Below are 26,053 nucleotides of genomic sequence, written 5' to 3'. Positions count from 1 at the left end.
GGCGCCGCGGTCGCCTCGCTCAGGCGGCGGTCGGCCCGCTCAGGCGGCGGTGGCCTCGACCGGGCGGTGCTCGATGTCGTCGACCTTCGCCCGCGGCATCACGAGCGCCGCGGCGACGGTGAGGATCGCCGCCACGGCGACCGCGAGGAACACCGTGGCCGAGGCCGCCTGGATCGCGACGGGCGAGTGGGCGCCGAGCCCCGAGCGGGCGATCACCCCGTTGGCGACCGCACCGAAGATCGCGACGCCGACCGCGCTGCCGACCGAGCGGAGGAACATGTTCGCGCCCGTCACGACGCCGCGCTCCTCCCACGGCACCGACGACTGGGCGGCGATGAGCGTGGGCGAGGCGACGAGCCCCAGGCCGAGGCCGACGATGAAGCACGCGATCGCCGTCGTCCACACGTTCGGCACGAACGAGGCGGCGAAGAGCGCTGCGCTGCCGAGCACCGCGATAGCCAGCCCGATGAGCGCGGTGGCGCGGAACCCGATCCGGAGGAACAGGTGCCCCGCGTTCGACGCGGCGATCGGCCAGCCCAGGGTGAGCGCGGCGACCGCGAGGCCCGAGACCAGCGGCGAGGCATCCGCCGTGATCTCGAGGAAGGTGGGCACGTAGGAGGTCAGCCCGATGAGCACGGCGCCGACGCCGAGCGAGATGAGCGAGGTCGTCACGATGAGGCGGCGCGAGAACACCCAGAGCGGCAGCACGGGCTCGGCCGCGCGGCGCTCGATGAGCACGAAGGCGACGAGCAGCAGCCCGCCGAGGCCGAAGGCGCCGATGCTCTGCCACGAGAGCCAGGCCCACGCCTGCCCGCCCTCGAGCACGGCGAGGATGACGAGGGTGAGCCCGAGGGTGAGCACCGTCGCTCCGGCGATGTCGATGCGATGCTTCTCGCGGCCGAGCGACTCGTGGTAGGCCCGCCAGAGCATGACGGCGGCGAGCACGCAGAGCGGGATGTTGACGAAGAAGATCCACCGCCACGAGAGGAACTCGGCGAACACGCCGCCGAGGGTCGGCCCGATGACCGAGGACGCCGCCCACACGCTCGCGATGTAGCCCTGCACCTTCGCGCGCTCGCGCACCGTGTAGATGTCGCCCGTGATGGTGATCGAGACGGGCAGCACGGCGCCGGCGCCGAGCCCCTGCACGGCGCGGAAGACGATGAGCGAGGTCATGTCCCAGGCCACGCCGCAGAGGATGGAGCCGAGGAGGAACAGCCCGATCCCGACGAGCATGATGGGCTTGCGGCCCACGGTGTCGGCGAGCTTCGAGTAGACGGGCACCGAGACGGCCTGGGCGAGCAGGTAGATCGAGAACAGCCACGGGAACTGCGAGAAGCCGCCGAGGTCGTCGACGATCGACGGCACGGCCGTCGCGAGGATCGTCGAGTCGATCGCGATGAGCCCGGTCGAGAGCATCACGGCGATGAGCACCGGCCCCCGCTCGGATCGGAATCCCACACCCGTCGTGTCCGCCATGCCCGCTCCTCGCCGGGGCGCACGGTGCCGCCCCGCAGAGGTGCAACGCCTCGGGTCGCGATTCATTCCGCCCGACGTGGCCTCCGCCTGATCGAACTCGCCGGGTCAAGGGGGTGCCTTCGGCCGGGCCGCGCATTACCGTCGAGGCATGCGAATCCGAACGAAGCGAGCCGTCGCACCGCAGCCGCCCGCGGCCCAGGTCACGAGCGACGGCGACGCGCGCGGCCCCGAGGTGAAGATCCGGGCCTTCCGCATCGGATTCATCGGGGCGCTCGGCGTGCTGCTGGCGCTCATGCTCGGCGGGATCATCGCCGAGCTCGGCACCGTCATCCTCTACGTCGCGCTCGCCCTCTTCCTCGCCCTCGGCCTCGATCCGGTGGTCAGCTGGCTGCAGCGCAGGGGGATGCCGCGGTGGGCCGCCATCCTCGGCGTCGTGATCGTCGTGGTCGGTCTCTTCGTGGGGCTCATCGCGACCATCGTGCCGATCGTCGTCGAACAGACGACGAACGTGATCGAGAACTGGCCCGACCTCGTCGAGAACGCGAAGAACAGCGACCTCGTGGCCTGGCTCAACAACCTGTCGGGCACCGGCCACGCCATCGAGGACGCGATCGAGGCGGCGGGCAAGTGGCTCGCCGACCCCGAGAACCTCGGCTCGCTCGGCGGCGGCATCCTCGCGGTCGGCGCCGGCATCGCCGGCGGCTTCACCGGCGCGACGATCGTGCTCATCCTCACGCTCTACTTCCTCGCCTCGCTCGACTCGATGAAGCGCTACGCGGCCCGCTTCGTGCCGGCCTCCTCGCGCCCCGGCTACCGCGACGTGTCGGAGGAGATCACCGGCTCGGTCGGCCGCTACGTCATGGGGCAGGTGAGCCTCGGCGCCGTGAACGGCGTGCTGAGCCTCATCTTCCTGACGATCATCGGGGCCCCGGCGCCGATCCTCCTGGCCTTCGTGGCGTTCCTCTGCTCGCTCGTGCCGCTCGTCGGCACCCTGACGGGCGCGGTGATCATCTCGCTCGTCTGCCTCGCCGCCTCGCCCGAGACGGCGCTCGCCGCCGCGATCTACTACCTCATCTACATGCAGGTCGAGGCGTACGTGCTGAGCCCGCGCATCATGAACCGCGCGGTCTCGGTGCCCGGCGCGCTCGTCGTGATCGCGGCGGTCGCCGGCGGCACGCTCGGCGGGGTGCTCGGCGCCCTCGTCGCGATCCCCGTCGCCGCCTCGCTCATCATCATCGTGCAGAAGGTCGTCTTCCCCAGGCAGGACTCGATCTGACCGGGGTGCCGGCCCGGGCAGAGCGCACCCCGATGCGTCGCATCGTCATCGCCCCCGACTCGTTCAAGGGCACCGCCACCGCAGCCGCCGCAGCCGGCGCGATCGCCCGCGGCTGGAGCTCGGTGCGACCGGGTGACGAACTGGTGCTGCGCCCGATGGCCGACGGCGGCGAGGGCACGATGGACGCCTTCGAGGCGGCGGTGCCTGCGGCGATGCGCATGCCCGTCACCGTCCCGGGCCCGCTCGGCGTGCCCGTCGCCGCGCACTGGCTCCTGCTGCCCGGCGAGCCGTCGACCGGGGTCGTCGAGCTCGCCGCGGCGAGCGGCATCACCCTGCTCGACCCCCTCGCCCCGCTCGACGCGCACACGCGCGGGTTCGGCGAAGCCATCGCCGCGGCGCTCGACCACGGCGTCGAGCGCCTGCTGCTCGCGCTCGGCGGAAGCGCCTCGACCGACGGGGGAGCGGGCGCGCTCGAGGCCCTCGGCGCGGTGCTGCTCGACGAGGCGGGTCGGCCCGTCCCGGCTGGTGGACGCGGGCTCGCCCGGCTCGCCGAGGCGCGACTCGGAGGCCTCCGCCGCCCGCCCTCGGCGGGGGCCCTGCTGCTCGTCGACGTCACGAACCCCCTGCTCGGGCCGAGCGGTGCGGCGTCGGTGTACGGCCCGCAGAAGGGCGCCTCGATCGCCGAGGTCGCCGAGCTCGAGGCCGGCCTGGCCCGACTCGCCGGGCTCCTGCCCGCGGTCGACCCCGGGGTCCCGGGCGCGGGTGCCGCGGGCGGCACCGGGTACGGCCTGCTCGCCTGGGGCGCGACGACCGCGCCCGGCGCGCGCACCGTCGCCGAGACGATCGGGCTGCCGGCCGCAGTGCGGGGCGCAGCGCTCGTGATCACGGGGGAGGGCCGCTTCGACGGGCAGTCGGCGGCCGGCAAGGTGCCGTCGGAGGTCGTGCGCCTCGCGGCGGACGCCGGGGTCGCCGCCGCACTCGTCGCGGGGGCGGTGGCCGCCGACCCCGAGCGCGCCGGGTTCGCGGCGAGCGCCTCGCTCACCGAGCTCGCCGGCGGCGGCGCCGCAGCCGTCACCGAGCCGCTGCGCTGGCTCGAACGGGCCGGCGCCGAGCTCGCGGCCCGGTATCCGGCCCCGGTCGGGTGACGCGGTCGTTCGGCGACCGGACGCCGCGGCTCAGAACCAGATGCTGAGGTGCGGCGTGCGGGGCGACGCGAAGAGCCGGTCGGCGAGCGCGAGCGAGCCCGGCGTCGTCTCGACGACACGACCCGCCCGTGCGAGCAGCGACGGCGCCACGTCGCCGAGGTAGATCGCCGAGAGCTCGGCGACGCCGAGGCGCAGCCCCAGCCCCTGAGCGGGTCGCGACCGGCGGGCGGCGCGGGCCGAGGCATCCGCCGCGCCGGGTTCGGTGCGCCGCACCTCGGCATGGCCCTTCGCCGAGAACTCGATCTCGAACCGGCCGGCCGCGTACCCCTGCGGGTCGTCGACATCGAGCACGAGCGATCCGCTGCCCGAGTACCGGCGCGCCTCGAGTGCGGCGACGGGGTCGAGGATGCGCAGCCACAGGTGGTCGGAGACCTCGCCGATGCCGATCGCGCGGCGGTCGGCGATCAGCCACGGCAGCGGCTCCTCGATCGAGCGGAGCCGGCCGCGGATCTTCGAGACGAGGTCGTGCTCGATGAGGAAGCGCCAGAGCGCCCGCTCGGCCTCGTCGGTCGCGGCCGCGAGGAAGTCGAACTCGAGGACGACCTCGTGCGTGGCCGCATCGGGTCGCAGGCGGAACACGACGAACCCCTGCGGCTGGTCGTGCCGGTCGTCGTAACGGGCGACCCGGATGCCGCGGGAGCGCTCGCTGTCGGGGTCGTGCGTGCCGAGCACCCGATCGAGGAGCCCGGGCCAGCGATCGATCTCGCCGGGCGTGCGGGCGACCGCACGGCGCGCGATCGCGGCCGCGGCCGTCCGCATGACGGCGGGCGCGACGAACTGCACGCGCCCGGGTTCGGCGGGCGCCGTCCACTCGACCCGGCGACGATCGACCTCGATCGTCGCGATGCGGGCGGCGGGTGCGTACCCGTAGCGCCCGTACAGCGTGGCCTCGGAGGCCGTGAGCATCGCGAGTGCAGCGCCCGCGGCCTGCGCGTTGCGGAGCTCGGCCTCCATCATCGCCCGCGCGATGCCGCGCCGACGATGGGTCGGGGCGACCGTCACCGACGCGACGGCCCAGGCGTCGACGCTGCGGCCGCCGGGCACGCTGAGTCCGCTCGGCCAGCAGGCCGCCGTCGCGACGGGCGTCCCGGGAGCGTCGAGCGTCGGGTCGTAGACGCCGATGACGCGGCGGTCTGCGATGACCGTCAGCTCGCGCGCGAGCTCTGCGGCGTGCGCGCGGCCCTCGTGGAAACCGCGGCGGTCGGCCTCGACCCACGCCTCGAGCGCCTCGCGGTCGTCGTGGTCGACGACGCGGTACTCGAGGCCCCGAGCCGCGAGCGCGGCCTCGGCCTTCGGGTCGAGCGGGATGTCTCGGAGATCGAAGGGCACCGATCCAGACTATCGACGCTGCCCGGATACCTGCCGCGTGTCGTGAACCGACTCTCGCGCCACGGCCGGAGGTGCGGTAATCTGGGTGCTTCGAATCGATTCGAGTCCGCCTTCGCGGCTCGTCTCAGCACGACGGCACCCACGCGGTGCCGTCGTCGTCGTTCCCGGCGTCCGATGGCGCGCGCCGAGGCCGCCGGTCGCGCCCGGCACCAGACCTCATCCGCCATCGAGCACGCCAGGATCGCATGTCCGCCACGAGCCCCATCCCCATCATCCGCCCCGACGACACCCGGTCGACCCCCGTCGTGTCGATGCATCCCGGTGACGCGCTGACGGCGCGCCAGCGCCTCGTGTACGTGCTCGTGCTCGGTGCGCTCACCGCGCTCGGGCCGTTCACCGTCGACCTCTACCTGCCCGCCTTCCCGGTGCTGCAGGACGAACTCGGCGTCTCAGCAGCAGCGGTGCAGATCACCCTGACCGGCACGATGATCGGCTTCGGATTCGGGCAGCTCATCGTCGGCCCGTGGAGCGACAAGGTCGGGCGCCGGCTCCCGCTGATGCTCGCGACCGCGCTGCACATCGCCGCCTCGGTCGGTGCGGCATTCGCGCCCGACATCGTCTGGCTCGCGGCGTTCCGCCTGCTCCAGGGCTTCGGCGCCGCCGCGGGCGGCGTCGTCGCGATGGCGATGGTGCGCGACCTGTTCGGCGGCAAGCCGCTCGTGAAGATGCTCTCCCGCCTCGCGCTCGTGAACGGCCTCGCCCCGGTGCTCGCGCCCGTCATCGGCTCGCAGCTGCTGCAGGTCATGGACTGGCGCGGCATCTTCTGGGTGCTCGCCGCCTACGGCGTGGTCGTGGTGCTCTGCGTCGCCTTCCTCATCGTCGAGACGCTGCCCCCGTCGCGCCGGCACGTCACCGGCCACTCGACGATGCGCGACCGCTACCGGGCCCTCTTCAGCGATCGCGTCTACCTCGGCGCGGCGCTCGTCGGCGGCATGGTGTTCACCGGGCTGTTCGGGTACCTGTCGACGTCGTCGTTCCTCTTCCAGGAGGTGTACGCGTTCACCGCACAGCAGTACGGCCTGCTGTTCGGCGTGAACTCGGTCGGCATCATCATCGGCGTGCAGACGAGCTCGCGACTCATGCGCGGGCGGGTGGCGCCGCAGTGGATCCTCTCGGTCACGACGGTCGTGCTCTTCGGCTCGGCCATCGCGATCGCGGTGCTCGACGTGACCGGTGCCGGGCTCTGGGGCACGATCGTGCCGCTGTTCCTGTTCATCACGGCGTGCGGGTTCTCGTTCCCCGCGGTGCAGATCCTCGCGCTCGCCTCGCACGGCAGCGAGGCGGGCACCGCGGCGTCGCTGCTCGGCGCGCTGAACTTCGGCCTCGCGGGGCTCATCTCGCCGCTCATCGGACTCATGGGCGTCGGCAGCGCGCTGCCGATGGCGATCGTGATGACGGCCGCCGCGGCGGTCGCGATCGTCGGACTCTGGGCACTCGTGCGCCCGAAGACCGTGCCGCCCCTCGCCGACTGAGGTCCTGCTGAGCCGTGGCGGCCCGGCGAGGCGGCCGGATGCCCGGCCGCCTCGCGTTAGCGTGGGGGGATGCAGCCGGCGAGCACCGTTGAGAAGAAGCAGGCGGCCGCCTCCGTCCCGACGGTGCGCCGGCGCGCGCCGCTCATCGGCGGCGTCGCCGCGGTCGTGACCGCGGCACTGCTCGGCTTCGTGATCATGGGCCGGCAGGGCGGACTGCCGTTCGAGGTCGACGAGGAGTGGGCCGAGGACGTGCTCACCTGGCGCGGGCCCGTCGGCGACGTCTTCTCGTACTTCATGAACGCGCTCGGTGGCGGCATCATCGCGGTCTTCGTGATCCCGGTCGGTGCCGCGATCGTGCTCCTGCTGCTGCGCCGGCCCTGGGCCGCGCTCTACTTCGTGCTCGCCTCCGCGGTCAGCGCGGGGGTCGTGCAGGTGTTGAAGACGCTCTTCGGCCGAGCCCGCCCCGAAGACATGATCGTCGTCTCCGACTACGGCTCATTCCCGTCGGGGCATGTCGCGAACGCGGCCACCATCGCCGTCGCGGTGGGCGTGATCGTGCCGCGCGTCTGGGTCTGGGTGCTCGGCGCCGTCTACACGGTGCTCATGGCGGTCAGCCGCACCTACCTGGGTGCGCACTGGTTCTCGGACACGGTCGGCGGCGCGCTGGTCGGCGCCGGGGTGGCCCTCGTGCTCTGGGCCGTGCTCGCGGTGCCGCTCGAGCGCGAACGCCTCGCCCGGCTCGCCGTCGTCTCCGCCCGGAACGCCGAGCTGGCGCAGGCCCACGTCACCCCGCCCCGCGTGCCGCGCCGGTAGCGCGCGCCGCACACTCCGCACTCCCGCGCCCCCACTCACTCGCGCCCGCGCCCGCACTTTGTGCCCGCCCTTCGCACTCGCACTCCCTTTGCACTCGCACGCCTGCACGCCCTGGCCAGCCGCCCTCGGCCCGCATCGTCGAAGTGACACGAATCGTCGCTCCGCTCCGCACCGACCCGACAACAGGTGTCAACTCGATGGCGAGCGGAGCGAGCAGGAGGGAGGCGAGCGGGAGAGAGGGGAGAGGGGCGGACAGAGGCAGACAGCGGTCGATCAGGCGGATGCCGCGGGGTGATCGCCGCCCGCGAGCTGGTCGAGCACGTGGTCGAGCACCTCGCCGAGCAGGCCGAGGCCGTCGCGCACACCGCCGCTCGAGCCGGGCAGGTTCACCACGAACGTCGACCCGGCGACGCCGGCGAGGCCCCGGGTCAGCAGCGCCGTCGGCGTGGTCGCCGCACCGCGACGACGCAGCTCCTCGGCGAAGCCGGGGAGCTCGCGGTCGAGCAGTGCGGCGGTGGCCTCGGGGGTGCCGTCGCCCGGCGCGAGCCCGGTTCCGCCGGTCGTCACGATGAGGGCGGGTGCGGCGGCCGCGGCCGCCTGCAGCGCGGTCGCGAACGCCACTCCGTCGGCGGCGACGAGCGGCCCCTGCACCGCGAAGCCGCGCTCGGTGAGCCACGCCGCGATCACCGGCCCGGTGCGGTCCTCGTAGGCGCCCGCCGCGGCACGCGTCGAGGCGACGAGCACGGTGGCGGCCCGTGGCATCCGGGCGCTCATGCCCGCGACCAGTCGCCGCTCTTGCCGCCCTCTTTCGCGAGCACCATGATCTCGCCGATCACGGCGCGGTTGTCGACGGCCTTGATCATGTCGTAGAGGGTGAGCGCGGCGACGCTCGCGGCGGTCAGGGCCTCCATCTCGACGCCGGTCACGCCCTTGGTCGTGGCGGTCGCCACGACGCGTACGCGATCGCCCTCGGCGGTGATGTCGACGTCGAGCTTCGTGAGGGGCAGCGGGTGGCAGAGCGGGATGAGGGTCGAGGTCTGCTTCGCGGCCATGATGCCCGCGATGCGCGCGGTGCCGATCGCCTCGCCCTTCGGCAGGGTGCCGTCGAGGATCGACGCGACCACCTCGGGGCGCGTGGTGAGCACCGCCTGCGCGCTCGCGGTACGCTTCGTGACCTGCTTGTCGGTGACGTCGACCATGTGCGCGGAGCCGTCGTCGCGCAGGTGGGTGAGCCGGGGCGGGGTGTCAGTCATCGATCCTCCAGACGTCGACGGCGGCGCCGGCCGGGAGCGCGTCGACCCCCACCGGCAGGTGCACGAGCACCGTCGCCTGAGCATACGCGTGCAGCAGGTGCGAGCTCGGCGCGCCGACCTCGACGGCGCCGGCGCCGTCGATCACGCCCCGCCGCACCTGGTGCTTCGCGCGCGGCGAGACGACGTCGTGCGCGAGCGGCAGGCGCGCGCGGTGCCGATCGGGGGCGAGGCCCTCGAGGCGTCGCAGCACGGGCCGCAGGAAGAGCTCGAACGAGACGAGCGCCGACACCGGGTTGCCGGGGAACGACACGACCGGCACCTCGACGGCGTCGTGGCCTCGGGCGTCCGCGCGGCCGGCGCCCGCCGGGCCGCCCGACCCGAGGCGCGCGGTGCCGAGGCCCTGCGGCCCGCCGGGCTGGATCGCGACCTTCACGAACTCGACGCCGAGCGGGGCGAGCGCCTCGCGCACGACCTCGAAGGCCCCGGCGCTGACGCCGCCGGTGGTCACGACGAGGTCGACGGCGGGGGCGGATGCCTCGAGCACGGCCCGCACCGAAGCGGCGTCGTCGGGGGCGAGGGCCTCGACGACCTCGACGCCGCACCCGCGCAGCGCCGCGCCGAGCATCGCCGTGTTGGCGTCGTGGATCCGCCCGGGGCGGAGCGGCGCGCCAGGCGCCTGCAGCTCGTGGCCGGTCGAGACGAGCAGCACCCGCAGCCGGCGCCGCACGGGCACCTCCGTCACTCCGGCCGAGGCGAGCGAGCCGAGTTGCGCCGGCCCGAGCCGCGTGCCGGCGGCGAGCAGCAGCGCGCCCGCGGCGATGTCGCTGCCGGCGCGCCGGATGAACGCGCCCGGCTCGACGGGCGCGGTGAACCCGACGACCGAGCCGGCGGGGGAGTCGTGGCGCCCTGCGCCGAGGCCGATGAAGGCCGACGGGTCGGCGGCCTCGATCGGGACGACCGCGTCGGCGCCGCCGGGGATCACGGCGCCGGTCATCACCGGCGATGCGGTGCCGGGGGCGAGGGCGAACGGCGCGTCGCCCGCGGCGCTCGTCGGCCCGACGGCCAGGTGCACCGGGCTGCCGGGGCGGGCCGCGGCGAGCTCGTGCGCGCGCACGGCGTAGCCGTCCATCTGCGAGTTGTCGAAGCCGGGGATCTCCGCGGGCGAGTGGACGTCGCGGGCGAGCACGCGCCCCGCGGCATCCTGGCCGCGGACGCCGCCCGTCGCGACCGCGACCGGACGGCCGCCGGATGCCTCGAGCCGGGCGGCGAGCGGGTCGAGCAGTTCGTGCACGGCGCGTTGGTGTTCGGCGTAGCTGCGCATTCCGGCCTCGTCTCCTGCGGTGGGGTGGTGCGGGATCCCGAGCTCGAGGACGCTCGGGGCGTGCTCGGCCCTAACCGCCGGCGAACGGCGGGAGGATGTCGACGGCGGCCCCGAGCGCGGTCGCGGGGTCGCGCTGCACGGTGCCGTCGACGAGGAATGATCCGTTCTGCAGCACGCGCTGCATCGCGGCACCGTAGCGTGCGGCGAGTTCGTCGCGGAGGTGGCCGACCGTGGCCCCGTCGGGGAGTTCGAGCCCCTCCTCCTCGGTGCCGGCCGCCTCGGCGGCCGCCGCGAAGTACCGCACGGTGACGATCGTCATGCCGTCGATGGTACCGGAGCACCGGTGCGCGGCCTCGCTCGGCGGCGCCCACCGTTCTCGGTGCGATCGTCCAGCGAGCATCGAGCCCACTCACAGGCTCGAGCCCTAGATTCATGAGTGGGACATCTGACCCACCCCCCAGTGGGTGTCCCACGATCGGCGCCCAGGGGTGGAGCCGTCTCGGACCCCCACGAGACCCTCCCAGTGCCCCCGGCGCCGATCGCTCTGTCGACTCGGACGTCGCGCGCGTCGGATCCAGGGCCCTATCCGGATCCGCCGCCGCGGCCGACCGCGCGCCCCGACGCCCGGCTCCCGCGTCAGGCCGGCGGATTACACTGGCCGCATGACCGAGCCGCTCGTCGAGCCCGGGCCGCCGCTGGCCCCGGCCAGGCTCGCGCGCTTCAGCCGGCAGCTCATGCTGCCCGGCTTCGGCGAGCTCGCCCAGCGCCGCCTGCAGGCCGCGCGCGTGCTCGTCGTCGGCGCCGGAGGTCTCGGCAGCGCGGTCGTGCCCGCGCTCGCCGGCTCGGGCATCGGCACGATCGGCATCGCCGACTTCGATGCGGTCGAGCTCAGCAACCTGCCCCGCCAGCTCAGCCACGGCATCGCCGACCTCGGCCGCCCGAAGGTCGACTCGCTCGCCGAGACCGTCGCCGCGAGCGACCCCGAGTGCCGGGTCGTCCGCCATCACGAGCGCCTGACCGCGGCGAACCTGCCGGGCATCCTCGACGACTACGACCTCGTCGTCGACGGCAGCGACAACTTCCCGACCCGGTACCTCACGAACGACGCCGCGCACCTCGCGGGCACGCCGCTCGTGTGGGGTGCCATCCTGCGGTTCCACGGGCAGCTCGGCGTGGCCTGGCGCGGTCACGGGCCCGGCTACCGCGACCTCTTCCCCGTGCCGCCGGCCCCGGGCGAGGTGCCGAGCTGCGAGCTCGGGGGAGTGCTGCCGACCTTGTGCCTCACGATCGGCGCGCTGATGGCGACCGAGGTCGTGAAGCTCGTCACGGGCGTCGGCGACCCCCTCCTCGGTCGCGTGCTCAGCTACGACGCGCTCACCGCGCGCACGCGCGAGATCGCCTACACGGCGATCGCGGGCGCCGAGGAGATCACCGGCCTCATCGACTACGAGCGGTTCTGCGGTCTCGACGCCGCGAGCGATGCGGATGCCTCGGCCGGCGACCCGCTCGCCGGCCCCGCCCCGATCTCGGCAGCCGAGCTGCTCACGCGGCTGCGCGCGGCCGCGCCCTTGCGCCTCATCGACGTGCGCGAGGCGAGCGAGGCCGCCCTCCTCCGCATCGACGGCAGCACCCTGCTGCCGCTCGGCGAGCTGCTCGCGGGCGCAGACCTGCCACCCGGCGACGAGCCGATCGTCGTCTACTGCGAGGTCGGGCTCCGCTCGCAGCGGGCCGCCCGCGAGCTCGCGCGCCGCGGGTACGCGGGGGTCGCCTCACTCGACGGCGGCATCCAGCGGTTCGCCGGCGTCGCCGCCGACCTCGTCACCCGCTGAGCGAGCGCCCGGCCCGGCCCGCGCCCGCCCCGCCCCCTCAGAGCTTCGTGAGCTTCTTCGGGTCGGGCGTCTGGATGCCCTCCCACCCGGGCCGCACCGGCCGCGAGCCGGGGCGCCGTGCGTCGTCGCGCGAGCGGTAGACGATGTACGGGCGGAACAGGTAGCCGACCGGCGCCGACCACACGTGCACGAGCCGGGTGAAGGGCCAGAGCGCGAACAGCACGTTCGCCGCGATCACGTGGATCTGGAACATGAGCGGCACGTCGACCATCAGCTCGGGCTGCGGTTGGAAGACGATCAGGCTCCGCAGCCACGGGCCGACCGTGCCGCGGTACTCGTAGCCGGGCCCGAGCAGCTGGTACATGACGGTGGCGATCGTGCCGAACAGCAGCACCGCACCGAGCACGACGTACATCAGCTTGTCCATGCGAGTGGTCGCGAGGAAGACCGGGCCGACCGTGCGCCGCCGATAGATCAGGATCGCGAGCCCCGCGAGGGTGAGCACCGCCGCGGCGGTGCCGAGCGCCGTCGCGCCGAGGTGGTACATGTGCTCGTCGATGCCGATGGCGTAGAGCCATTCGCGCGGGATGAGCAGCCCGACGACGTGCCCCGCGAGCACCATGAGGATGCCGAGGTGGAACATCGGCGATCCCCAGCGCAACAGGCGGTTCTCGTAGGTCTGGCTCGACCGGGTCGTCCAGCCGAACTTGTCGTAGCGGTAGCGCCAGATGTGCCCGACGACGAACACCGCGAACGCGGCGTACGGCATCGCGACCCACAGCAGGACGTCCCAGGCGGTCATGCGCGTGCCTCCTCGTGTGCGGCTCCGACGGGCTGGTACGGCGGGATGCTTCCGAGGAACGACAGCCCGACGGTCTCGGCGGGCGGCCCCTGGCTGACGAGTTCGAGGTAGCGCTCGCGCGTCGCCTCGTCGAGCTCGGGCAGCGAGCGGCAGACGGCGCGCACGAGGCCCGCCCACGGGCTCCGCTGCCTCTCGAGGGCCTCGCGCAGCACCTCGAGCCCGTCGCGGTGGGCCGCGAGCAGTTCCGAGGCCACGGGCGAGTCGCTGCGCGCCGAGAACTCGAGCACGGCGGGCAGGTAGTCGGGCAGCTCGTCGGCGTCGAACTCCCAGCCCGCGGCGCGGTACGCCTGGATGAAGGTCACGAGCGCCGTACCGCGCCGCCGGGTGTCGCCCGCGGCGTAGTAGCTCAGGTACATGCAGCACTTGCGCTTGAGGTCGAACGTCGCGACGTACTCGATCGCGAGGGCCTCGCGATCGCTCGCGGCGGCATGGTCGATGAAGTCGCGGAACTCGCCCGCGATCGCGGGCGGCAGCTCGCCGAGGGTGGCCTCGACCGCCTCGATACGGGCGTCGAAGCCCTCGTCGGGGTAGTCGAGCAGCAACGAGGCCGCGATGTGCGCGAGGCGCCGCGTGGCGTCGTCGAGGGCGAGCGGGGCGGTCGCCGGGCCGCGCGACGAGCGCGAGGCATCCGAGCCCGACCTTCTGAAGATGAGCGGGAAGTTCGCCATCATTCGCCGTCCTTCGGCGGGAACAGGCCGCTCGGCGCGCCGTTGCCGTCCCAGTTGAGCAGGTTCACCCGACCCGAGGTGGAGGGCCGGTCGGCGCTCTGCCGGTTCTTCAGCGCGTGGAAGTTCTCGACCGCGACCGGCACCTGCTGGCCGCTCGACGAGCCGAAGGGGCCGGCGCCGCCCATGCCGGGCCCGCCGTCGTAGTCGAGCGAGCAGGCGAGCTCGTCGAGCTCGCGCGCCTGCTCGGTGTGCGCGGCGGGAATGACGTAGCGCTCCTCGTACTTCGCGATCGCGAGCAGCCGGTACATCTCCTCCAGCGTCTCGCCCGTCATGCCGACCGCGTCGGCGATGCGTTCGTCCTTGCCCTCGCCGAGGTTGATGCCGCGCATGTACGAGCGCATCGCGGCGAGCTTGCGCAGCGACGCCTCGACCGGTCGCGTGTCGCCGGCGGTGAAGAGCCCCGCGAGGTACTCGAGCGGGATGCGGAGCTTCGCGATCGCGGAGAACAGCGTCTTCGCGTCCTCGCCGTCGTTGCCCGAGGAGGCGACGACGTCGACCACCGGCGAGAGCGGCGGGATGTACCAGACCATCGGCATCGTGCGGTACTCGGGGTGGAGCGGCAGCGCCACCTTGTACTCGTTGATGAGCCGGTGGATCGGCGAGCGCTGCGCGGCATCGATCCAGTCCTCGGGGATCCCGGCTTCGCGGGCCGCCTGGACGACGGCCGGGTCGTGCGGGTCGAGGAACACCTCGCGCTGCGCGTCGAGGAGCGCGTGCTCGTCCTCGATCGACGCGGCCGCGGCGACCCTGTCGGCGTCGTAGAGCACGAGGCCGAGGTAGCGGAGGCGCCCGACGCAGGTCTCGGAGCAGACCGTCGGCAGGCCCACCTCGAGGCGCGGGTAGCAGAGCGTGCACTTCTCGGCCTTGCCGGTCTTGTGGTTGAAGTAGACCTTCTTGTACGGGCAGCCCGACACGCACATGCGCCAGCCGCGGCACTGGTCCTGGTCGACGAGCACGATCCCGTCCTCCACCCGCTTGTACATCGCGCCCGACGGGCACGAGGCCACGCACGAGGGGTTCAGGCAGTGCTCGCAGATGCGCGGCAGGTAGAACATGTAGGTCTGCTCGTACTCGGATGCCACGTGCTCCGACATGTGCTGCAGGATCGGGTCGTCCGCCATCGTCTCGGCCGAGCCGCCGAGGTTGTCGTCCCAGTTGGCCGACCACGAGATCTTCATGTCCTCGCCGGTGAGCAGGCTCTTCGGCTTCGCGACCGGGGTGTGCTCGCCGGCCGGGGCGTTCAGGAGCATGTCGTACTCGTAGGTCCACGGCTCGTAGTAGTCGTGGATCTCGGGCAGCTTCGGGTTCGAGAAGATCGTGGCGAGCTTCTTCAGCCGCCCGCCCGAGCGCAGCTTCAGGCGCCCCGACTTCGTGCGCACCCAGCCGCCGCCCCATTTCTCCTGGTCCTCGTAGCGGCGCGGGTAGCCGATGCCCGGCCGGGTCTCGACGTTGTTGAACCACACGTACTCCACGCCCGAGCGGTTCGTCCACGCCTGCTTGCAGGTGACGCTGCACGTGTGGCAGCCGATGCACTTGTCGAGGTTCATGACCATCGACATCTGCGCCATGACCTTCATCAGTACTCGACCTCCTGGCTGCGGCGGCGGATCACCGTGACTTCGTCTCGCTGGTTGCCGGTCGGCCCCAGGTAGTTGAACGCGAACGCGAGCTGGGCGTAGCCGCCGATGAGGTGGCTGGGTTTCAGGAGCACGCGGGTGAGCGAGTTGTGGATGCCGCCGCGCTGCCCGCTCGTCTCGGTGCGCGGCACGTCGACCGTGCGGTCCTTCGCGTGGTACATGTACACCGTGCCCTCGGGCATGCGGTGCGAGACGATCGCGCGGGCCACGACGACGCCGTTGCGGTTGTACGACTCGATCCACTCGTTGTCGCGCACGCCGATCTTCTCGGCGTCCTGCGTCGACATCCAGATGGTCGGGCCGCCGCGCGAGAGCGAGAGCATGAAGAGGTTGTCCTGGTACTCGGAGTGGATCGACCACTTCGAGTGCGGCGTCAGGTAGCGCACCGCGACCTCGGCGTGCCCGGATGCCGCGGGGTCGCCGCTCGGCGCGGTCGAGCCGACGACCGGCGAATCGCCGAAGAGCCGCGCGAGGTCGAGCGGCGGCCGGTAGATCGGCAGGTTCTCGCCGAGCTCGCGCATCCAGTCGTGGTCGAGGAAGAAGTGCTGGCGACCGGTGAGGGTGTGCCACGGCTTCAGGTGCTCGACGTTGATCGCGAACGCCGTGTAGCGGCGGCCGCCGTGCTCGGAGCCCGACCACTCGGGGCTCGTGATGACCGAGACCGGCCGCGCCTGCACGTCCGCGAAGCGGATGCGTCCGCCCTCGTGGTCCTCGGCGAGCTGCGCGATGCGCTGGCCCGTGCGTTTCTCGAGCTGGCGGAAGCCCTGCACCGAGAGCCGGCCGTTCGTCGTGCCCGAGAGGGCGAGGATCGCCTCGCACACCTTCACGTCGGTGTCGAGCAGCGGCTGCCCGGCGCCCGCGCCGGCCGTCGCCAGCCCGTTGAGCCGTCCGAGCTCGGCGACCTCGGGGGTCGGGTCGAAGACGATGCCCTTCGTGACCATGCCCGCCTTCACCGCGAGCGGCCCGAGCGTCGCGAGCTTGTCGGCGATCGCCGTGTAGTCGCGTTCGACGACGACGAGCTTCGGCATCGTCACGCCCGGCACGAGCGGCAGGTCGTCCTCGACGGTGCCGTGCGGGGTCGCCATCGCGTCGGGGGTGTCGTGCATGAGCGGAGCGGCGACGAGGTCGCTGCGGGTGCCGAGGTGCGTGCGCGCGTACTCGGAGAACCGCTTCGCGATGAGGTGGAAGATCTCGAAGTCGGTCTTCGTCTGCCACGGCGGCGCGATCGCGGGGTTGAACGAGTGCACGAACGGGTGCATGTCGGTCGACGAGAGGTCGTGCTTCTCGTACCAGGTGGCCGCGGGCAGCACGACGTCGGAGAAGAGCGTCGTCGACGTCATGCGGAAGTCGGCCGTGACGAGCAGGTCGAGCTTGCCCTCGGGGGCGTCGTCGTGCCACGCGATCGACTCGGGGCGGCGCCCCGGGGGCGCCTCGGCGGCGCGCACCGACGAGTCGGTGCCGAGCAGGTGCTTCAGGAAGTACTCGTTGCCCTTGCCCGAGGAGCCGAGGATGTTCGCGCGCCAGACGTTCAGCACGCGCGGGAAGTTCTCGGGCGAGTCGGGATCCTCGCAGGCGTAGCGCAGCGAGCCGTCGTTCAGGGAGTCGACCACGTACTCGGCCGGTTCCTTGCCCGCGGCCCGCGCGTCGTCGACGAGGTCGAGCGGATTGCGGTCGAAGGTCGGGAAGCTCGGCATCCAGCCGCGCTTGGCCGACTCGACGAGGCAGTCGGCGGTCGTGCGGCCGGCGAAGAGCCCCTCGGCGAGCGGGGACGCGAGCTGGTCGGCCGGCAGGCCGTCGTAGCGCCACTGGTCGGTCGCGAGATACCAGAACGCGGTGCCGATCATCTGGCGGCCGGGCCGGGACCAGTCGCTCGCGGTGCCGTACTGCGAGTAGCCGGTGACGGGCCGCACCTTCTCCTGGCCGACGTAGTGCGCCCAGCCGCCGCCGTTGACGCCCTGGCAGCCGGTCATCGTCGTCAGGGCGAGGAAGGTGCGGTAGATCGTGTCGGAGTGGAACCAGTGGTTCGTGCCGGCGCCCATGAGGATCATCGAGCGCCCGCCCGAGCGCTCGGCGTTGTCGGCGAACTCGCGGCCGATGCGCTCGGCCTGCTCCGCGGGGACCCCGGTGATCTCCTCCTGCCAGGCGGGCGTGCCCGGCGTCGAGGCATCCGCATAGCCCGTCGGCCACTCGCCGGGCAGGCCCTCGCGCGCGACGCCGTACTGGGCGAGCAGCAGGTCGAAGACGGTCGTGACGAGCCGGCCGGCGACGCGCGCGACGGGCACGCCGCGGCGCACGACGCCGCTGCCGCCCTCGTGCTCGGCGCCCGCCTCGGGCGCGACGTCGAACCGGGGCAGCTCGAGCTCGGCGACCTCGCCGCCCCACGAGGCGCCGTCGCGGATCGAGAGCTGCGGGTCGACGCCCTCGAGGTCGAGGTTCCACTTGCCCTCGTCGGCGGCGCCGAAGCGGTGGCCGAGTGCGCCGTTCGGCACGACGACCGAGCCGTCCTGGTCGAGCAGCACGGTCTTGAACGCCGCGTTGTCGACCTGCGCCTCGGCCCCGCCGAGGTCGGCGGCCGTCAGGAACTTGCCCGGCACGTACGTGCGCCCGCCGTCGTTCGCCGCGCGCTCGTCGAGCGAGACCAGGTACGGGGCGTCGGAGTAGGTCTTGAGGTAGTGCTCGAAGCGCGGCACCCGCCGCTCGACGAGGAACTCGCTGAGGATCACGTGCCCCATCGACATCGCGAGCGCCGCGTCGGTGCCCGGGTGCGGCGAGAGCCACTCGTCGGCGAGCTTCGTGTTGTCGGCGTAGTCGGGCGAGACCGTGACGACCTTCTGGCCGCGGTAGCGGGCCTCGGTCATGAAGTGCGCGTCTGGCGTACGGGTGACCGGCACGTTCGAGCCCCACATCATGAGGTACGTCGAGTTCCACCAGTCGGCCGACTCGGGCACGTCGGTCTGGTCGCCGAACACCTGCGGGCTCGCGACCGGCAGGTCGGCGTACCAGTCGTAGAACGACTGCATGGTGCCGCCGATGAGGTTGATGAAGCGGGCGCCGGCGCCGTGCGAGACCATCGACATCGCCGGGATCGGCGAGAACCCGGCGACCCGGTCGGGCCCGTGCGCCTTGATCGTGTGCACGTGCGCGGCCGCGACGATCTCGAGCGTCTCGTCCCAGCTCGCCCGCACCAGCCCGCCCTTGCCGCGCGCCCGCTTGTACGCGCGGGATGCCACGGGGTCGGTGACGAGCGCCTCCCAGGCGAGCACGGGGTCGCCGCCGACGCGCTGCTTCGCCGCCCGGTAGTGCTCGAGCAGCACGCCGCGCAGGTACGGGTAGCGCACCCGGGTCGGCGAGTAGGTGTACCAGCTGAAGGCGGCGCCGCGCGGGCAGCCGCGGGGCTCGTACTCGGGGGAGTCGGGCCCGACCGAGGGATAGTCGGTCTCCTGCGTCTCCCACGTGATGATGCCGTCCTTGACGTACACCTTCCACGAGCACGAGCCGGTGCAGTTCACCCCGTGCGTCGAGCGCACGACCTTGTCGTGCGACCAGCGGTCGCGGTAGAAGACGTCGCCCTGCCGGCCGCCCTCGAGGGTGACCGTGCGGAGGTCGGGGGAGAACTCGCCGGGTCTCAGGAAGCGGCCGAACCTCAGGAGGGAATCGGCGAGCGGGCCGTCGGTCGCCGGCTCGCTCGCAGGTCGGGGCGTTCGGCTCATCGAAGCCTCCTCGTCTCGGCTGGTGCGTCGAAGCGGCCGAGGCCGCGATTCGACACGTCCTGTCCGCCATTCTGCTTGCTGCGCGATCGGATGGGAAGGAACCCGGGCCGGGCCCGCGCGTCGCCGGGGTGAATCGCCCGGGCGGGGTGCGTGCGCCCCGGAAGTGGGACCGGTACTGTCTGCCTCAGGACGAGTCACGATCTCCATCCGGCTGAAGGGGCAGCATGAACGCATCGTCGACGCAACCGGAATCCACGAAGCTGCGGGGGCAGCTCGCACAGGTGCTGCTCGCGACGCTCGCGTCGACCGTCGGCTTCTGGGCGTGGATGGTGATCGCCCCGCTGCAGAAGACGTACGCCACCGAGATGGGCCTCGACGAGGGGCAGATCTCGCTCATGCTCGCGACGCCCGTGCTCGTCGGTGCACTCGGGCGCATCCTCACCGGAGCACTCACCGACCGGTTCGGCGGGCGCACGATGTTCGTCGCCGTGCTGCTGCTCTCGGTGCCCGCCGTGCTGCTCGTCGCGCTGGCCGGCGAGATCAAGAGCTTCCCGCTGCTGATCGGCGCGGGCTTCTACCTCGGCGTCGCCGGCACGATCTTCGCGGTCGGCGTGCCGTTCTCGAGCGCCTGGTACGAACCGTCGCGACGCGGCTTCGCGACCGGCGTGTTCGGCATGGGCATGATCGGCACGGCCGTCTCGGCGTTCTTCACGCCGCGCCTGGCCGAGTGGATCGGCTACCTGCCGACCCACCTCCTGATCGCGGGGATCATGGCCGGCATGGCGGTGCTCGTCTGGCTGTTCCTCCGCGACTCGCCCGCGTGGGAGCCGAGCCGGCAGCCGCTCGTGCCCAAGGTCGTCGGGGCGCTGAAGCTCCGCATCACGTGGGAGATGGCGTTCCTCTACGGCATCGTCTTCGGCGGCTTCGTGGCGTTCTCGACCTTCCTGCCGAAGTACCTCACGACGATCTACCCCGATGACGTCGACCCCGTCGGCGCGGGCACCCGCACCGCGCTCTTCGCCGCGGCGGCCGTGGTCGCACGGCCGATCGGCGGCGCCCTCTCCGACCGGGTGGGGCCGAAGGTCATCTCGCTCATCTCGCTCGCGGGCATCGTCTCGCTCGCGTACGTCGTCGGGCAGCAGCCGCCCGAGGGCATCCTCACCGGCGTCACGTTCATCGCGATGGCCGCGGCGATGGGCCTCGGCATGGGTGCCGTGTTCGCCTGGGTCGGCCCGTCGACCCCGAAGGACAAGGTCGGCGCGGTGACGGGCGTCGTGGCCGCTGCGGGCGGTCTCGGAGGGTACTTCCCGCCGCTCGTGATGGGGGCGACCTACAACGCCGAGACGAACTCGTACGCGCTCGGGCTGTGGCTCCTCGTCATCGTCGGCGCGTTCGCGCTCGTCGTCGCGGGGATGCTGCGCGACGCCCGGCCGGGGGCGGCGGCGCCCGGGAAGTAGCCCGGCATCGCCGGCGACCTTCGGATGCGCGGGCGGCGCCCGCGGCAGGAGCACGCAACCGCACGGCATAGGATCGCCGCATGCCCGAACCGCACGCCGTCGTCTCCGATCACCCGCTCGACGAGGCCGCCGTGCGGCGCGCGGTCGAGTCCGACGCGAGCGGCGCCGTGGTCGTCTTCTGCGGGGTCGTCCGCGATCACGACGGCGGTCGAGCCGTGCGTTCGCTCGACTACCGGGCCCACCCCGAGGCCGAGCGGTTCCTCGCCGACTGCGTGCGTCGCATCTCGGCCGAGACGGGGCTCGCGGTCGCCGCGGCGCACCGTGTCGGCGAGCTGCGCATCGGCGACGTCGCGCTCGTCGCCGCGGCCGGAGCCGGCCATCGCGCCGAGGCCTTCGACGCGTGCGAGCGACTCGTCGAGCTGATCAAGCGCGAGGTGCCGATCTGGAAGCGCCAGCACTTCGCCGACGGCGTCTCGGAGTGGGTCGGCCTCTGAGGCGGCTCGCGATCCGCGAGCCCCGGCACGGTCACCCGCCGAGGTAGCTCATCTCGGCCTTCGGGCGCGCGGCCCGCAGCTCGGGCGTGAGGCTCGCACGCACCTCCGAGTAGCGGTCGTCGCGGGCGGCCCAGATCGACGCCATCGCCGTGGCGAGGCCCTCGTCGTCGACGCCGCCGCGGAGGAGCGCCCGCAGGTCGTGGCCCTCGCTCGCGAACAGGCACGTGAACAGCCGGCCTTCGGTCGAGATGCGCGCGCGGTTGCAGCTGCCGCAGAAGGTGTTGGTCACGCTCGAGATGAGCCCGATCTCACCGCCGCCGTCGAGGTAGCGCCAGCGGGTCGCCGTCTCGCCGGGCGCGGTCGCCCCGAGCGGCTCGAGCGGCAGCTCGGCGCCGATGCGATCGACGATCTCGGCCGAGGGCACGACCTCGTCGAGCTGCCAGCCGTTCGAGTTGCCGACGTCCATGTACTCGATGAAGCGGAGCGTGAACGGCGAGCCGTGGAAGTGCCGCGCCATCGGCAGGATCTCGTGCTCGTTGAGCCCGCGCTTGACGACCATGTTGATCTTGACCGGGCCGAGGCCCGCCGCGTGCGCGGCCTCGATGCCGTCGAGCACCCTGGCGACCGGGAAGCGGACGTCGTTCATCGCCTGGAACAGTTCGTCGTCGAGCGAGTCGAGCGACACGGTGACGCGCGTGAGTCCTGCGGCCTTCAGCGCGGCGGCCTTCATCGCGAGCGCCGAGCCGTTGGTCGTGAGCGCGATCTCGAGCGGACGGCCGTCGGGGGTGCGCAGCTCGGCGAGCTGCGCGACCAGCTCCTCGACGCCGCGGCGCAGCAGCGGCTCGCCGCCGGTCAGTCGCAGCTTCTCGACACCGTGGGCCGCGGCGATGCGGGCGATCCGGGTGATCTCCTCGAAGCTCAGCAGCTCGTCGCGGTCGAGGAACGCGTAGTCGCGACCGAACACCGTCTTCGGCATGCAGTACACGCAGCGGAAGTTGCAGCGATCGGTGATCGAGATGCGGAGGTCGCGCATCGGGCGGTCGCGGCGGTCGACGAGCGAGGCGTCGGCGCCCACGAGACCCGTCGACGGCAGCCGGCGCACGCCGATCGACGCACCCGCCCGCTCGGCGCGGGGCGCTCTCGTCGGAATCGCCGTGTCGCTCGTCGGTCACCCCCTGCTCGTGGTGCCACCGTAACACCGGCTCAGTCGCGCACCCGCACCGTGACCTCCTCGGACGCGACCCGGAAGGCGAACCGAGCGCCGGGCCGCAGGTCGAGCGCGACGGCCGCGGCGCCCGGGAGGTCGACCGCGAGCTCGGGATGCTCGACCGTCGTCAGTCGCACCCCGCCGGGCGCGGGCTGCAGCAGGGCGACGGTGCCGATCCACCGGTTCGGCACCACTGCGGCGGATGCCCCGGCGTCGGACTCGTCGGCGGGTGCGACGTGCACCGCGCCCGGGCTGAACACGGCGGAGGCGGGGCGACCCGTCGGCGCGCGCCGAGCGTCGACATCGGCCCGGTCGGCCGCACGCGCGCCGGCCGGCACGAGGGCGAGTCGCGCGCCGTCAGCGCCCTCGACCTCGACCCCGCCGTCGGGCCGCGTGACACCGAGTGCGAGGTTCACGCCCGCGAGGGCCGCGACGAACGGCGTGGCGGGGTGACCGAGCACTTCGGCGACGGGGCCGACCTGCGCGATCGTCCCGTCGTGGAGCACGGCCGCCCGCGCCGCGAGCACGATGGCGTCGAGCGGGTCGTGGGTGACGAGCACCGTGGGTGTCGCAGTCTCGGCGCAGAGCTCGCCGAGCAGCCGGCGCATCGCCGCGGCGGTCGGCACGTCGAGCGCCGCGAACGGCTCGTCGAGCAGCAGCAGCTCGGGCCGGGCGGCGAGGGTGCGTGCGATGGCGACGCGCTGCTGCTGGCCGCCCGAGAGCTGGGCCGGCCGGCGGGCGGCGAACTCGGCGCCGCCGACGCGCTCGAGCCAGCGCCGTGCCTCGGCCCGGGCGTCGGCGGCCCGCCGCCCCTGCGACCGCGGCCCGAAGGCCACGTTCTCGAGCACGCTCAGGTGGCGGAAGAGCAGCGGCTCCTGGCCGAGCAGGCCGATGCGCCGTCGGTCCATCGCCATCCCCGCGGGGCGTCGCCCCTCGGCCCCGGCGCGTGCGAGCTCGCGCTCGCCGAGTCGGACCGTGCCGCGGGTCGGGGCGATCAGGCCGGCGATGGTCGCGAGCAGGGTCGACTTGCCCGAGCCGTTCGGACCGAGCACCGCGAGCACCTCGCCGCGATCGACGCGGAGCGCCGCCTCGAGGCGGAACGCACCGCGTTCGCTCACGACCTCGGCGACGAGCGCGCCGGATGCCCCGTCGCCGGTCATCGCGGGGCATCCTCTCGCCAGCCGCGCATGACGAGGAGCACCGCGACCGCGACGGCGATGAGCATGAGCGAGAGCGCGATCGCCGTGTCCTCGCTGACCCCGGCCCCGTTGAACGCGGTGTAGATCGCGAGCGGCATGGTGCGGGTGACCCCGGCGGTGTTGCCGGCGAACAGCGCGGTGGCGCCGAACTCGCCGAGCGCGCGCGCGAAGCAGAGGACGGTGCCGGCGAGGACGCCGGGCAGCACGAGCGGCAGCGTGACCCGGCGGAACACCGTGAACGGCCGGGCGCCGAGCCCGGCGGCGACCGCCTCGAAGCGCGTGCCGACCGCGCGCAGCGAGCCCTCGACCGAGATCACGAGGAACGGCAGGGCGACGAACAACTGCGCGATCACGACGGCCGTCGTCGTGAACGGGATGCGGATGCCGAGGAGCGCGAGGCTCTCGCCGAAGAGCCCCGTGCGGCCGAGCAGCGCGAGCAGGGCGATGCCGCCGACGAGCGGCGGCAGCACGAGCGGCAGCGTGACGAGGGTGCGCAGCACCGCCGCGGCGGGGCGGGAGGCGCGCGCCATCACGAGGGCGAGCGGCACCCCGAGCACGAGGCAGCAGGCGGTCGCGATCGCGGCGGTGACGAGCGAGAGCGTCAGCGCCTCGACCGCGGCCGGCGAGGTGACGGCGGCCGGCACCGCGGCCCAGTCGAGGCGCAGCAGCAGCGCGGCGAGGGGCAGCACGAGCACCGCGGCGCCGAGGGCGGCGGGCACGAACAGGAGTCCCGGGATCCCGGTCGAACGGCGGGCGCCGGCGCGATCCCGCTGCGGCGAGGCGGCGGGCGCCGGGCCCAGGGCGAACGGCGACCCGGTCACCGGGACCTCACCAGCTCGTGGCGGCCCGTCGGGGTCATGGCGCCCCGAACCCGAACTCCGCGAGCACCTCGGCCCCCTCGGGCGAGCGCACGAACTCGACGAACGCCGCGGCGGCCTCGGGGTTGGCGGCCCCGGTGAGGGCGGCGATCGGGTAGCGGTTCGTCGCGGCATCCGCGCCGGCGATCGCGATGCCCTCGACGTCGCCGTCGGCAGCGCGCACGTCGGTGACGTACACGAGCCCGGCGTCCGCCTCGCCCGTCCGCACCTTCGTGAGCACCGCGCTCACGTTCTGCTCCTCGCTCGCGGGCGACAGCTCGACGCCGGCGTCGGCGAGCAGGGTCGCGGCGGCCCGACCGCACGGGACCTCGGCGGCGCAGACCACGACGACGGGCGGGGCCGAGCCGTCGGCGAGGTCGTCGAGGCCCTCGATGCCGAGCGGGTTGCCCGGCTGCACCGCGATCTCGAGCACGTTCGTGGCGAAGAGCTCGGGTTCGCCCGCGACGAGCCCTTCGTCCGCGACGCGGTCGAGGTTCGGCTCGTCTGCTGAGGCGAACACGTCGGCCGGCGCCCCCTCGATGAGCTGGGTCGCGAGCACCGAGGAGCCGTCGTACGTCACGGGGAGCACGTCGAGCGAGGGGTGCAACGTCTCGAATCGCGTCGCGAGCTCGTCGAAGACGCCGCCGAGCGAGGCGGCGGCGAAGATCGTGAGCTCGCCCGAGTGCTCGGCGCCGGCCGGGGCGGCAGGGGCGGAGGCGTCGGGGGTGGCCGAGGCATCCGCATCGCCCGAGGAGGCGCAGGCGGCGAGCAGTGCGAGCGCGACCGAGCCGACGGCGAACGCGGCGAGTGCGCGGCGGGCGCTCACGCGCCGACCTGCTCGGTCTCGACGACGACCATCGTGGCCTTCACGACGGCGACGCCCCGCGAGCCGACCTCGAGGCGCAGCTCGCGCGCCGCCTCCGACGACATGAGCGAGACGACGCGGTGCGGGCCGCACTGGAGCTCGACCTGCGCCATCAGGCCCTCGATCTCGACGCGGGTGACGAGCCCCACGAAGCGGTTGCGCGCGCTGCGGCGGACGCCCGTGCGGTCGTCGGCGGCCGAGGCGATCGCCTGCGCGCGCGCCGCGAGCTCGGCCCCCGGCACGACCTGGCGCCCCGAGTCGTCCTTCTCGACCGGGAGGAGCCCGTCGGCGATCCACCGCCGCACCGTGTCGTCGCTCACGCCGACGAGCTCGGCGGCCTCGCTGATCCGATAATGCGTCATGAATTCGAGGATAGCGCCGCAGATGCGGAATCACGGACGGCTGCCGGTCGATCATCCCCGCGCCGGCCGTCCAGACGACTGTTACTGTCGGGACGAAAGAGCAAGGATGCCAGCGATGAACCTCGGCCCGACTCCCGCAGACGCCACCGACGACGACACCGCCGCGCGGCTCGCGCAGGCCGTCGAGCTCGCGACCGACAACGTGCGCAACGCGGGCGGGCCGTTCGGCGCAATCGTCGTCACCGCCGACGGCCGCAGCTTCGACGGGGTCAACCGCGTCACCGCGAACCTCGACCCCACGGCCCACGCCGAGATCACGGCGATCCGCGCCGCCTGCCGCGGCATCGGCGACTTCGACCTGAGCGGCGGCACGCTCTACTCGAGCTGCGAGCCCTGCCCGATGTGCCTCGCCGCGGCGCTCTGGGCGCGTCTCGACCGGGTGGTCTACGCCGCGACCCGCGACGACGCCGCCGACGCCGGCTTCGACGACGCGCGCTTCTACCGGTACTTCGACGACGACGGCGAGGCGTCGCGCGCCATCATGCCGGTCGCCCGGCTCGAGCTCGGCGGCGAACGCCGGCTCGCGCCCTTCGCCGAGTGGAAGCGCACGGCCGACCGCATCGAGTACTGACGGCGCG

At 73.3% G+C, this 26,053-nt stretch carries 23 protein-coding genes; 8 read left to right on the top strand and 15 right to left on the bottom strand.

The window, feature by feature from the left end; genetic code table 11:
* Nucleotides 1-39: 39 nt before the first annotated feature.
* Nucleotides 40-1,479, bottom strand: a complete 1,440-nt coding sequence (locus ACFVSL_RS01795; protein WP_386937955.1) for an MDR family MFS transporter — start codon at nt 1,477-1,479, stop codon at nt 40-42.
* A gap of 148 nt (nt 1,480-1,627) precedes the next feature.
* Between ACFVSL_RS01795 and ACFVSL_RS01790 the strand changes: the two genes are divergently transcribed.
* Together ACFVSL_RS01790 and ACFVSL_RS01785 are read left to right on the top strand one after the other, a co-directional pair.
* Nucleotides 1,628-2,755 (top strand): AI-2E family transporter, encoded by a 1,128-nt coding sequence (locus ACFVSL_RS01790; RefSeq protein WP_386937954.1) that lies wholly within the window; start codon nt 1,628-1,630, stop codon nt 2,753-2,755.
* Between the two features lie 32 nt (nt 2,756-2,787).
* Complete coding sequence (locus tag ACFVSL_RS01785; RefSeq protein WP_386937952.1) at nt 2,788-3,900, top strand: glycerate kinase; 1,113 nt, start codon at nt 2,788-2,790, stop codon at nt 3,898-3,900.
* 30 nt (nt 3,901-3,930) lie between these two features.
* Here ACFVSL_RS01785 and ACFVSL_RS01780 read toward each other — a convergent pair whose 3' ends face one another.
* Nucleotides 3,931-5,289: a GNAT family N-acetyltransferase gene (locus tag ACFVSL_RS01780; RefSeq protein ID WP_386937950.1), complete on the bottom strand. Its 1,359-nt coding sequence runs from the start codon at nt 5,287-5,289 to the stop codon at nt 3,931-3,933.
* 311 nt (nt 5,290-5,600) lie between these two features.
* Here ACFVSL_RS01780 and ACFVSL_RS01775 point away from each other — a divergent pair, with 311 nt between their 5' ends.
* Complete coding sequence (locus ACFVSL_RS01775) at nt 5,601-6,821, top strand: multidrug effflux MFS transporter (protein ID WP_386939308.1); 1,221 nt, start codon at nt 5,601-5,603, stop codon at nt 6,819-6,821.
* A gap of 69 nt (nt 6,822-6,890) precedes the next feature.
* Nucleotides 6,891-7,634, top strand: a complete 744-nt coding sequence (locus ACFVSL_RS01770) for a phosphatase PAP2 family protein (RefSeq protein ID WP_386937948.1) — start codon at nt 6,891-6,893, stop codon at nt 7,632-7,634.
* 273 nt (nt 7,635-7,907) lie between these two features.
* On the opposite strand, the gene ACFVSL_RS01765 is transcribed toward ACFVSL_RS01770, so the two are convergent.
* From ACFVSL_RS01765 to ACFVSL_RS01750, 4 genes are all read right to left on the bottom strand, one after another.
* Nucleotides 7,908-8,396 (bottom strand): molybdenum cofactor biosynthesis protein B, encoded by a 489-nt coding sequence (locus ACFVSL_RS01765; RefSeq protein ID WP_386937946.1) that lies wholly within the window; start codon nt 8,394-8,396, stop codon nt 7,908-7,910.
* A gap of 8 nt (nt 8,397-8,404) precedes the next feature.
* The gene (moaC, locus tag ACFVSL_RS01760) at nt 8,405-8,887 is read right to left on the bottom strand and encodes a cyclic pyranopterin monophosphate synthase MoaC (protein WP_386937944.1); all 483 of its coding nucleotides are present in this window, start codon (nt 8,885-8,887) and stop codon (nt 8,405-8,407) included.
* Nucleotides 8,880-10,208 carry a gephyrin-like molybdotransferase Glp gene (gene glp, locus ACFVSL_RS01755; protein WP_386937943.1) on the bottom strand — a complete coding sequence of 443 codons (1,329 nt, stop codon included), beginning with the start codon at nt 10,206-10,208 and terminating at the stop codon, nt 8,880-8,882. The genes moaC and glp overlap by 8 nt, the downstream gene beginning before the upstream one ends.
* 70 nt (nt 10,209-10,278) lie before the next feature.
* Nucleotides 10,279-10,527, bottom strand: a complete 249-nt coding sequence (locus ACFVSL_RS01750; RefSeq protein ID WP_386937941.1) for a MoaD/ThiS family protein — start codon at nt 10,525-10,527, stop codon at nt 10,279-10,281.
* Between the two features lie 343 nt (nt 10,528-10,870).
* On the opposite strand from ACFVSL_RS01750, the gene ACFVSL_RS01745 reads away from it, so the two are divergent.
* Nucleotides 10,871-12,037: a ThiF family adenylyltransferase gene (locus ACFVSL_RS01745; RefSeq protein WP_386937939.1), complete on the top strand. Its 1,167-nt coding sequence runs from the start codon at nt 10,871-10,873 to the stop codon at nt 12,035-12,037.
* 37 nt (nt 12,038-12,074) lie between these two features.
* On the opposite strand, the gene narI is transcribed toward ACFVSL_RS01745, so the two are convergent.
* Genes narI through ACFVSL_RS01725 form a run of 4 tightly spaced genes read right to left on the bottom strand, consistent with a single transcriptional unit; the run spans nt 12,075 to nt 18,974 of the window.
* Nucleotides 12,075-12,839 carry a respiratory nitrate reductase subunit gamma gene (narI, locus tag ACFVSL_RS01740; RefSeq protein WP_386937937.1) on the bottom strand — a complete coding sequence of 255 codons (765 nt, stop codon included), beginning with the start codon at nt 12,837-12,839 and terminating at the stop codon, nt 12,075-12,077.
* Nucleotides 12,836-13,567: a nitrate reductase molybdenum cofactor assembly chaperone gene (narJ, locus tag ACFVSL_RS01735; RefSeq protein WP_386937935.1), complete on the bottom strand. Its 732-nt coding sequence runs from the start codon at nt 13,565-13,567 to the stop codon at nt 12,836-12,838. The genes narI and narJ overlap by 4 nt, the downstream gene beginning before the upstream one ends.
* Nucleotides 13,567-15,204 (bottom strand): nitrate reductase subunit beta, encoded by a 1,638-nt coding sequence (narH, locus tag ACFVSL_RS01730; protein WP_386937933.1) that lies wholly within the window; start codon nt 15,202-15,204, stop codon nt 13,567-13,569. Before narH ends, narJ begins: the two co-directional genes overlap by 1 nt.
* Nucleotides 15,204-18,974 carry a nitrate reductase subunit alpha gene (locus ACFVSL_RS01725; RefSeq protein ID WP_386937931.1) on the bottom strand — a complete coding sequence of 1,257 codons (3,771 nt, stop codon included), beginning with the start codon at nt 18,972-18,974 and terminating at the stop codon, nt 15,204-15,206. The genes narH and ACFVSL_RS01725 overlap by 1 nt, the downstream gene beginning before the upstream one ends.
* A 224-nt stretch (nt 18,975-19,198) precedes the next feature.
* On the opposite strand from ACFVSL_RS01725, the gene ACFVSL_RS01720 reads away from it, so the two are divergent.
* Nucleotides 19,199-20,431 (top strand): nitrate/nitrite transporter, encoded by a 1,233-nt coding sequence (locus ACFVSL_RS01720; protein WP_386937929.1) that lies wholly within the window; start codon nt 19,199-19,201, stop codon nt 20,429-20,431.
* A gap of 80 nt (nt 20,432-20,511) precedes the next feature.
* Nucleotides 20,512-20,925 carry a molybdenum cofactor biosynthesis protein MoaE gene (locus tag ACFVSL_RS01715; RefSeq protein WP_386937928.1) on the top strand — a complete coding sequence of 138 codons (414 nt, stop codon included), beginning with the start codon at nt 20,512-20,514 and terminating at the stop codon, nt 20,923-20,925.
* Between the two features lie 31 nt (nt 20,926-20,956).
* Here the strand turns inward: ACFVSL_RS01715 and moaA are convergent, their stop codons facing one another.
* The 5 genes from moaA to ACFVSL_RS01690 all read right to left on the bottom strand — a co-directional run bounded on the left by moaA (nt 20,957) and on the right by ACFVSL_RS01690 (nt 25,415).
* Nucleotides 20,957-22,018: a GTP 3',8-cyclase MoaA gene (moaA, locus tag ACFVSL_RS01710; RefSeq protein ID WP_386939306.1), complete on the bottom strand. Its 1,062-nt coding sequence runs from the start codon at nt 22,016-22,018 to the stop codon at nt 20,957-20,959.
* 110 nt (nt 22,019-22,128) lie between these two features.
* Entirely contained in the window at nt 22,129-23,292 is a 1,164-nt protein-coding gene (locus tag ACFVSL_RS01705; protein WP_386937926.1) for a sulfate/molybdate ABC transporter ATP-binding protein, read from the bottom strand.
* On the bottom strand, nt 23,289-24,068 hold the full coding sequence (locus ACFVSL_RS01700; RefSeq protein ID WP_386939304.1) for an ABC transporter permease: 780 nt from the start codon (nt 24,066-24,068) through the stop codon (nt 23,289-23,291). Before ACFVSL_RS01700 ends, ACFVSL_RS01705 begins: the two co-directional genes overlap by 4 nt.
* A gap of 118 nt (nt 24,069-24,186) precedes the next feature.
* The gene (modA, locus tag ACFVSL_RS01695; RefSeq protein ID WP_386937925.1) at nt 24,187-25,014 is read right to left on the bottom strand and encodes a molybdate ABC transporter substrate-binding protein; all 828 of its coding nucleotides are present in this window, start codon (nt 25,012-25,014) and stop codon (nt 24,187-24,189) included.
* Nucleotides 25,011-25,415 (bottom strand): molybdopterin-binding protein, encoded by a 405-nt coding sequence (locus ACFVSL_RS01690; protein ID WP_386937924.1) that lies wholly within the window; start codon nt 25,413-25,415, stop codon nt 25,011-25,013. The genes modA and ACFVSL_RS01690 overlap by 4 nt, the downstream gene beginning before the upstream one ends.
* Before the next feature lie 115 nt (nt 25,416-25,530).
* On the opposite strand from ACFVSL_RS01690, the gene ACFVSL_RS01685 reads away from it, so the two are divergent.
* Nucleotides 25,531-26,046: a nucleoside deaminase gene (locus ACFVSL_RS01685; RefSeq protein WP_386937923.1), complete on the top strand. Its 516-nt coding sequence runs from the start codon at nt 25,531-25,533 to the stop codon at nt 26,044-26,046.
* Nucleotides 26,047-26,053: the final 7 nt, after the last annotated feature.

The organism is Agromyces sp. NPDC058064 (assembly GCF_042885275.1).
Taxonomy (GTDB): domain Bacteria; phylum Actinomycetota; class Actinomycetes; order Actinomycetales; family Microbacteriaceae; genus Agromyces.
The sequence above is the reverse complement of the archived record's forward strand: the minus strand, read 5'-3'. Positions and strand labels throughout refer to the sequence as shown.

Excerpts from the sequence above, each read along its gene's own strand:
- ACFVSL_RS01795 (WP_386937955.1), bottom strand. The coding sequence starts at position 1,479 with ATGGCGGACACGACGGGTGTGGGATTCCGATCCGAGCGGGGGCCGGTG.
- ACFVSL_RS01790 (WP_386937954.1), top strand. The coding sequence starts at position 1,628 with ATGCGAATCCGAACGAAGCGAGCCGTCGCACCGCAGCCGCCCGCGGCC.
- ACFVSL_RS01785 (WP_386937952.1), top strand. The coding sequence starts at position 2,788 with ATGCGTCGCATCGTCATCGCCCCCGACTCGTTCAAGGGCACCGCCACC.
- ACFVSL_RS01775 (WP_386939308.1), top strand. The coding sequence starts at position 5,601 with ATGCATCCCGGTGACGCGCTGACGGCGCGCCAGCGCCTCGTGTACGTG.
- ACFVSL_RS01770 (WP_386937948.1), top strand. The coding sequence starts at position 6,891 with ATGCAGCCGGCGAGCACCGTTGAGAAGAAGCAGGCGGCCGCCTCCGTC.
- ACFVSL_RS01765 (WP_386937946.1), bottom strand. The coding sequence starts at position 8,396 with ATGCCACGGGCCGCCACCGTGCTCGTCGCCTCGACGCGTGCCGCGGCG.
- moaC (WP_386937944.1), bottom strand. The coding sequence starts at position 8,887 with ATGACTGACACCCCGCCCCGGCTCACCCACCTGCGCGACGACGGCTCC.
- glp (WP_386937943.1), bottom strand. The coding sequence starts at position 10,208 with ATGCGCAGCTACGCCGAACACCAACGCGCCGTGCACGAACTGCTCGAC.
- ACFVSL_RS01750 (WP_386937941.1), bottom strand. The coding sequence starts at position 10,527 with ATGACGATCGTCACCGTGCGGTACTTCGCGGCGGCCGCCGAGGCGGCC.
- ACFVSL_RS01745 (WP_386937939.1), top strand. The coding sequence starts at position 10,871 with ATGACCGAGCCGCTCGTCGAGCCCGGGCCGCCGCTGGCCCCGGCCAGG.
- narI (WP_386937937.1), bottom strand. The coding sequence starts at position 12,839 with ATGACCGCCTGGGACGTCCTGCTGTGGGTCGCGATGCCGTACGCCGCG.
- narJ (WP_386937935.1), bottom strand. The coding sequence starts at position 13,567 with ATGGCGAACTTCCCGCTCATCTTCAGAAGGTCGGGCTCGGATGCCTCG.
- narH (WP_386937933.1), bottom strand. The coding sequence starts at position 15,204 with ATGAAGGTCATGGCGCAGATGTCGATGGTCATGAACCTCGACAAGTGC.
- ACFVSL_RS01725 (WP_386937931.1), bottom strand. The coding sequence starts at position 18,974 with ATGAGCCGAACGCCCCGACCTGCGAGCGAGCCGGCGACCGACGGCCCG.
- ACFVSL_RS01720 (WP_386937929.1), top strand. The coding sequence starts at position 19,199 with ATGAACGCATCGTCGACGCAACCGGAATCCACGAAGCTGCGGGGGCAG.
- ACFVSL_RS01715 (WP_386937928.1), top strand. The coding sequence starts at position 20,512 with ATGCCCGAACCGCACGCCGTCGTCTCCGATCACCCGCTCGACGAGGCC.
- ACFVSL_RS01705 (WP_386937926.1), bottom strand. The coding sequence starts at position 23,292 with ATGACCGGCGACGGGGCATCCGGCGCGCTCGTCGCCGAGGTCGTGAGC.
- ACFVSL_RS01690 (WP_386937924.1), bottom strand. The coding sequence starts at position 25,415 with ATGACGCATTATCGGATCAGCGAGGCCGCCGAGCTCGTCGGCGTGAGC.
- ACFVSL_RS01685 (WP_386937923.1), top strand. The coding sequence starts at position 25,531 with ATGAACCTCGGCCCGACTCCCGCAGACGCCACCGACGACGACACCGCC.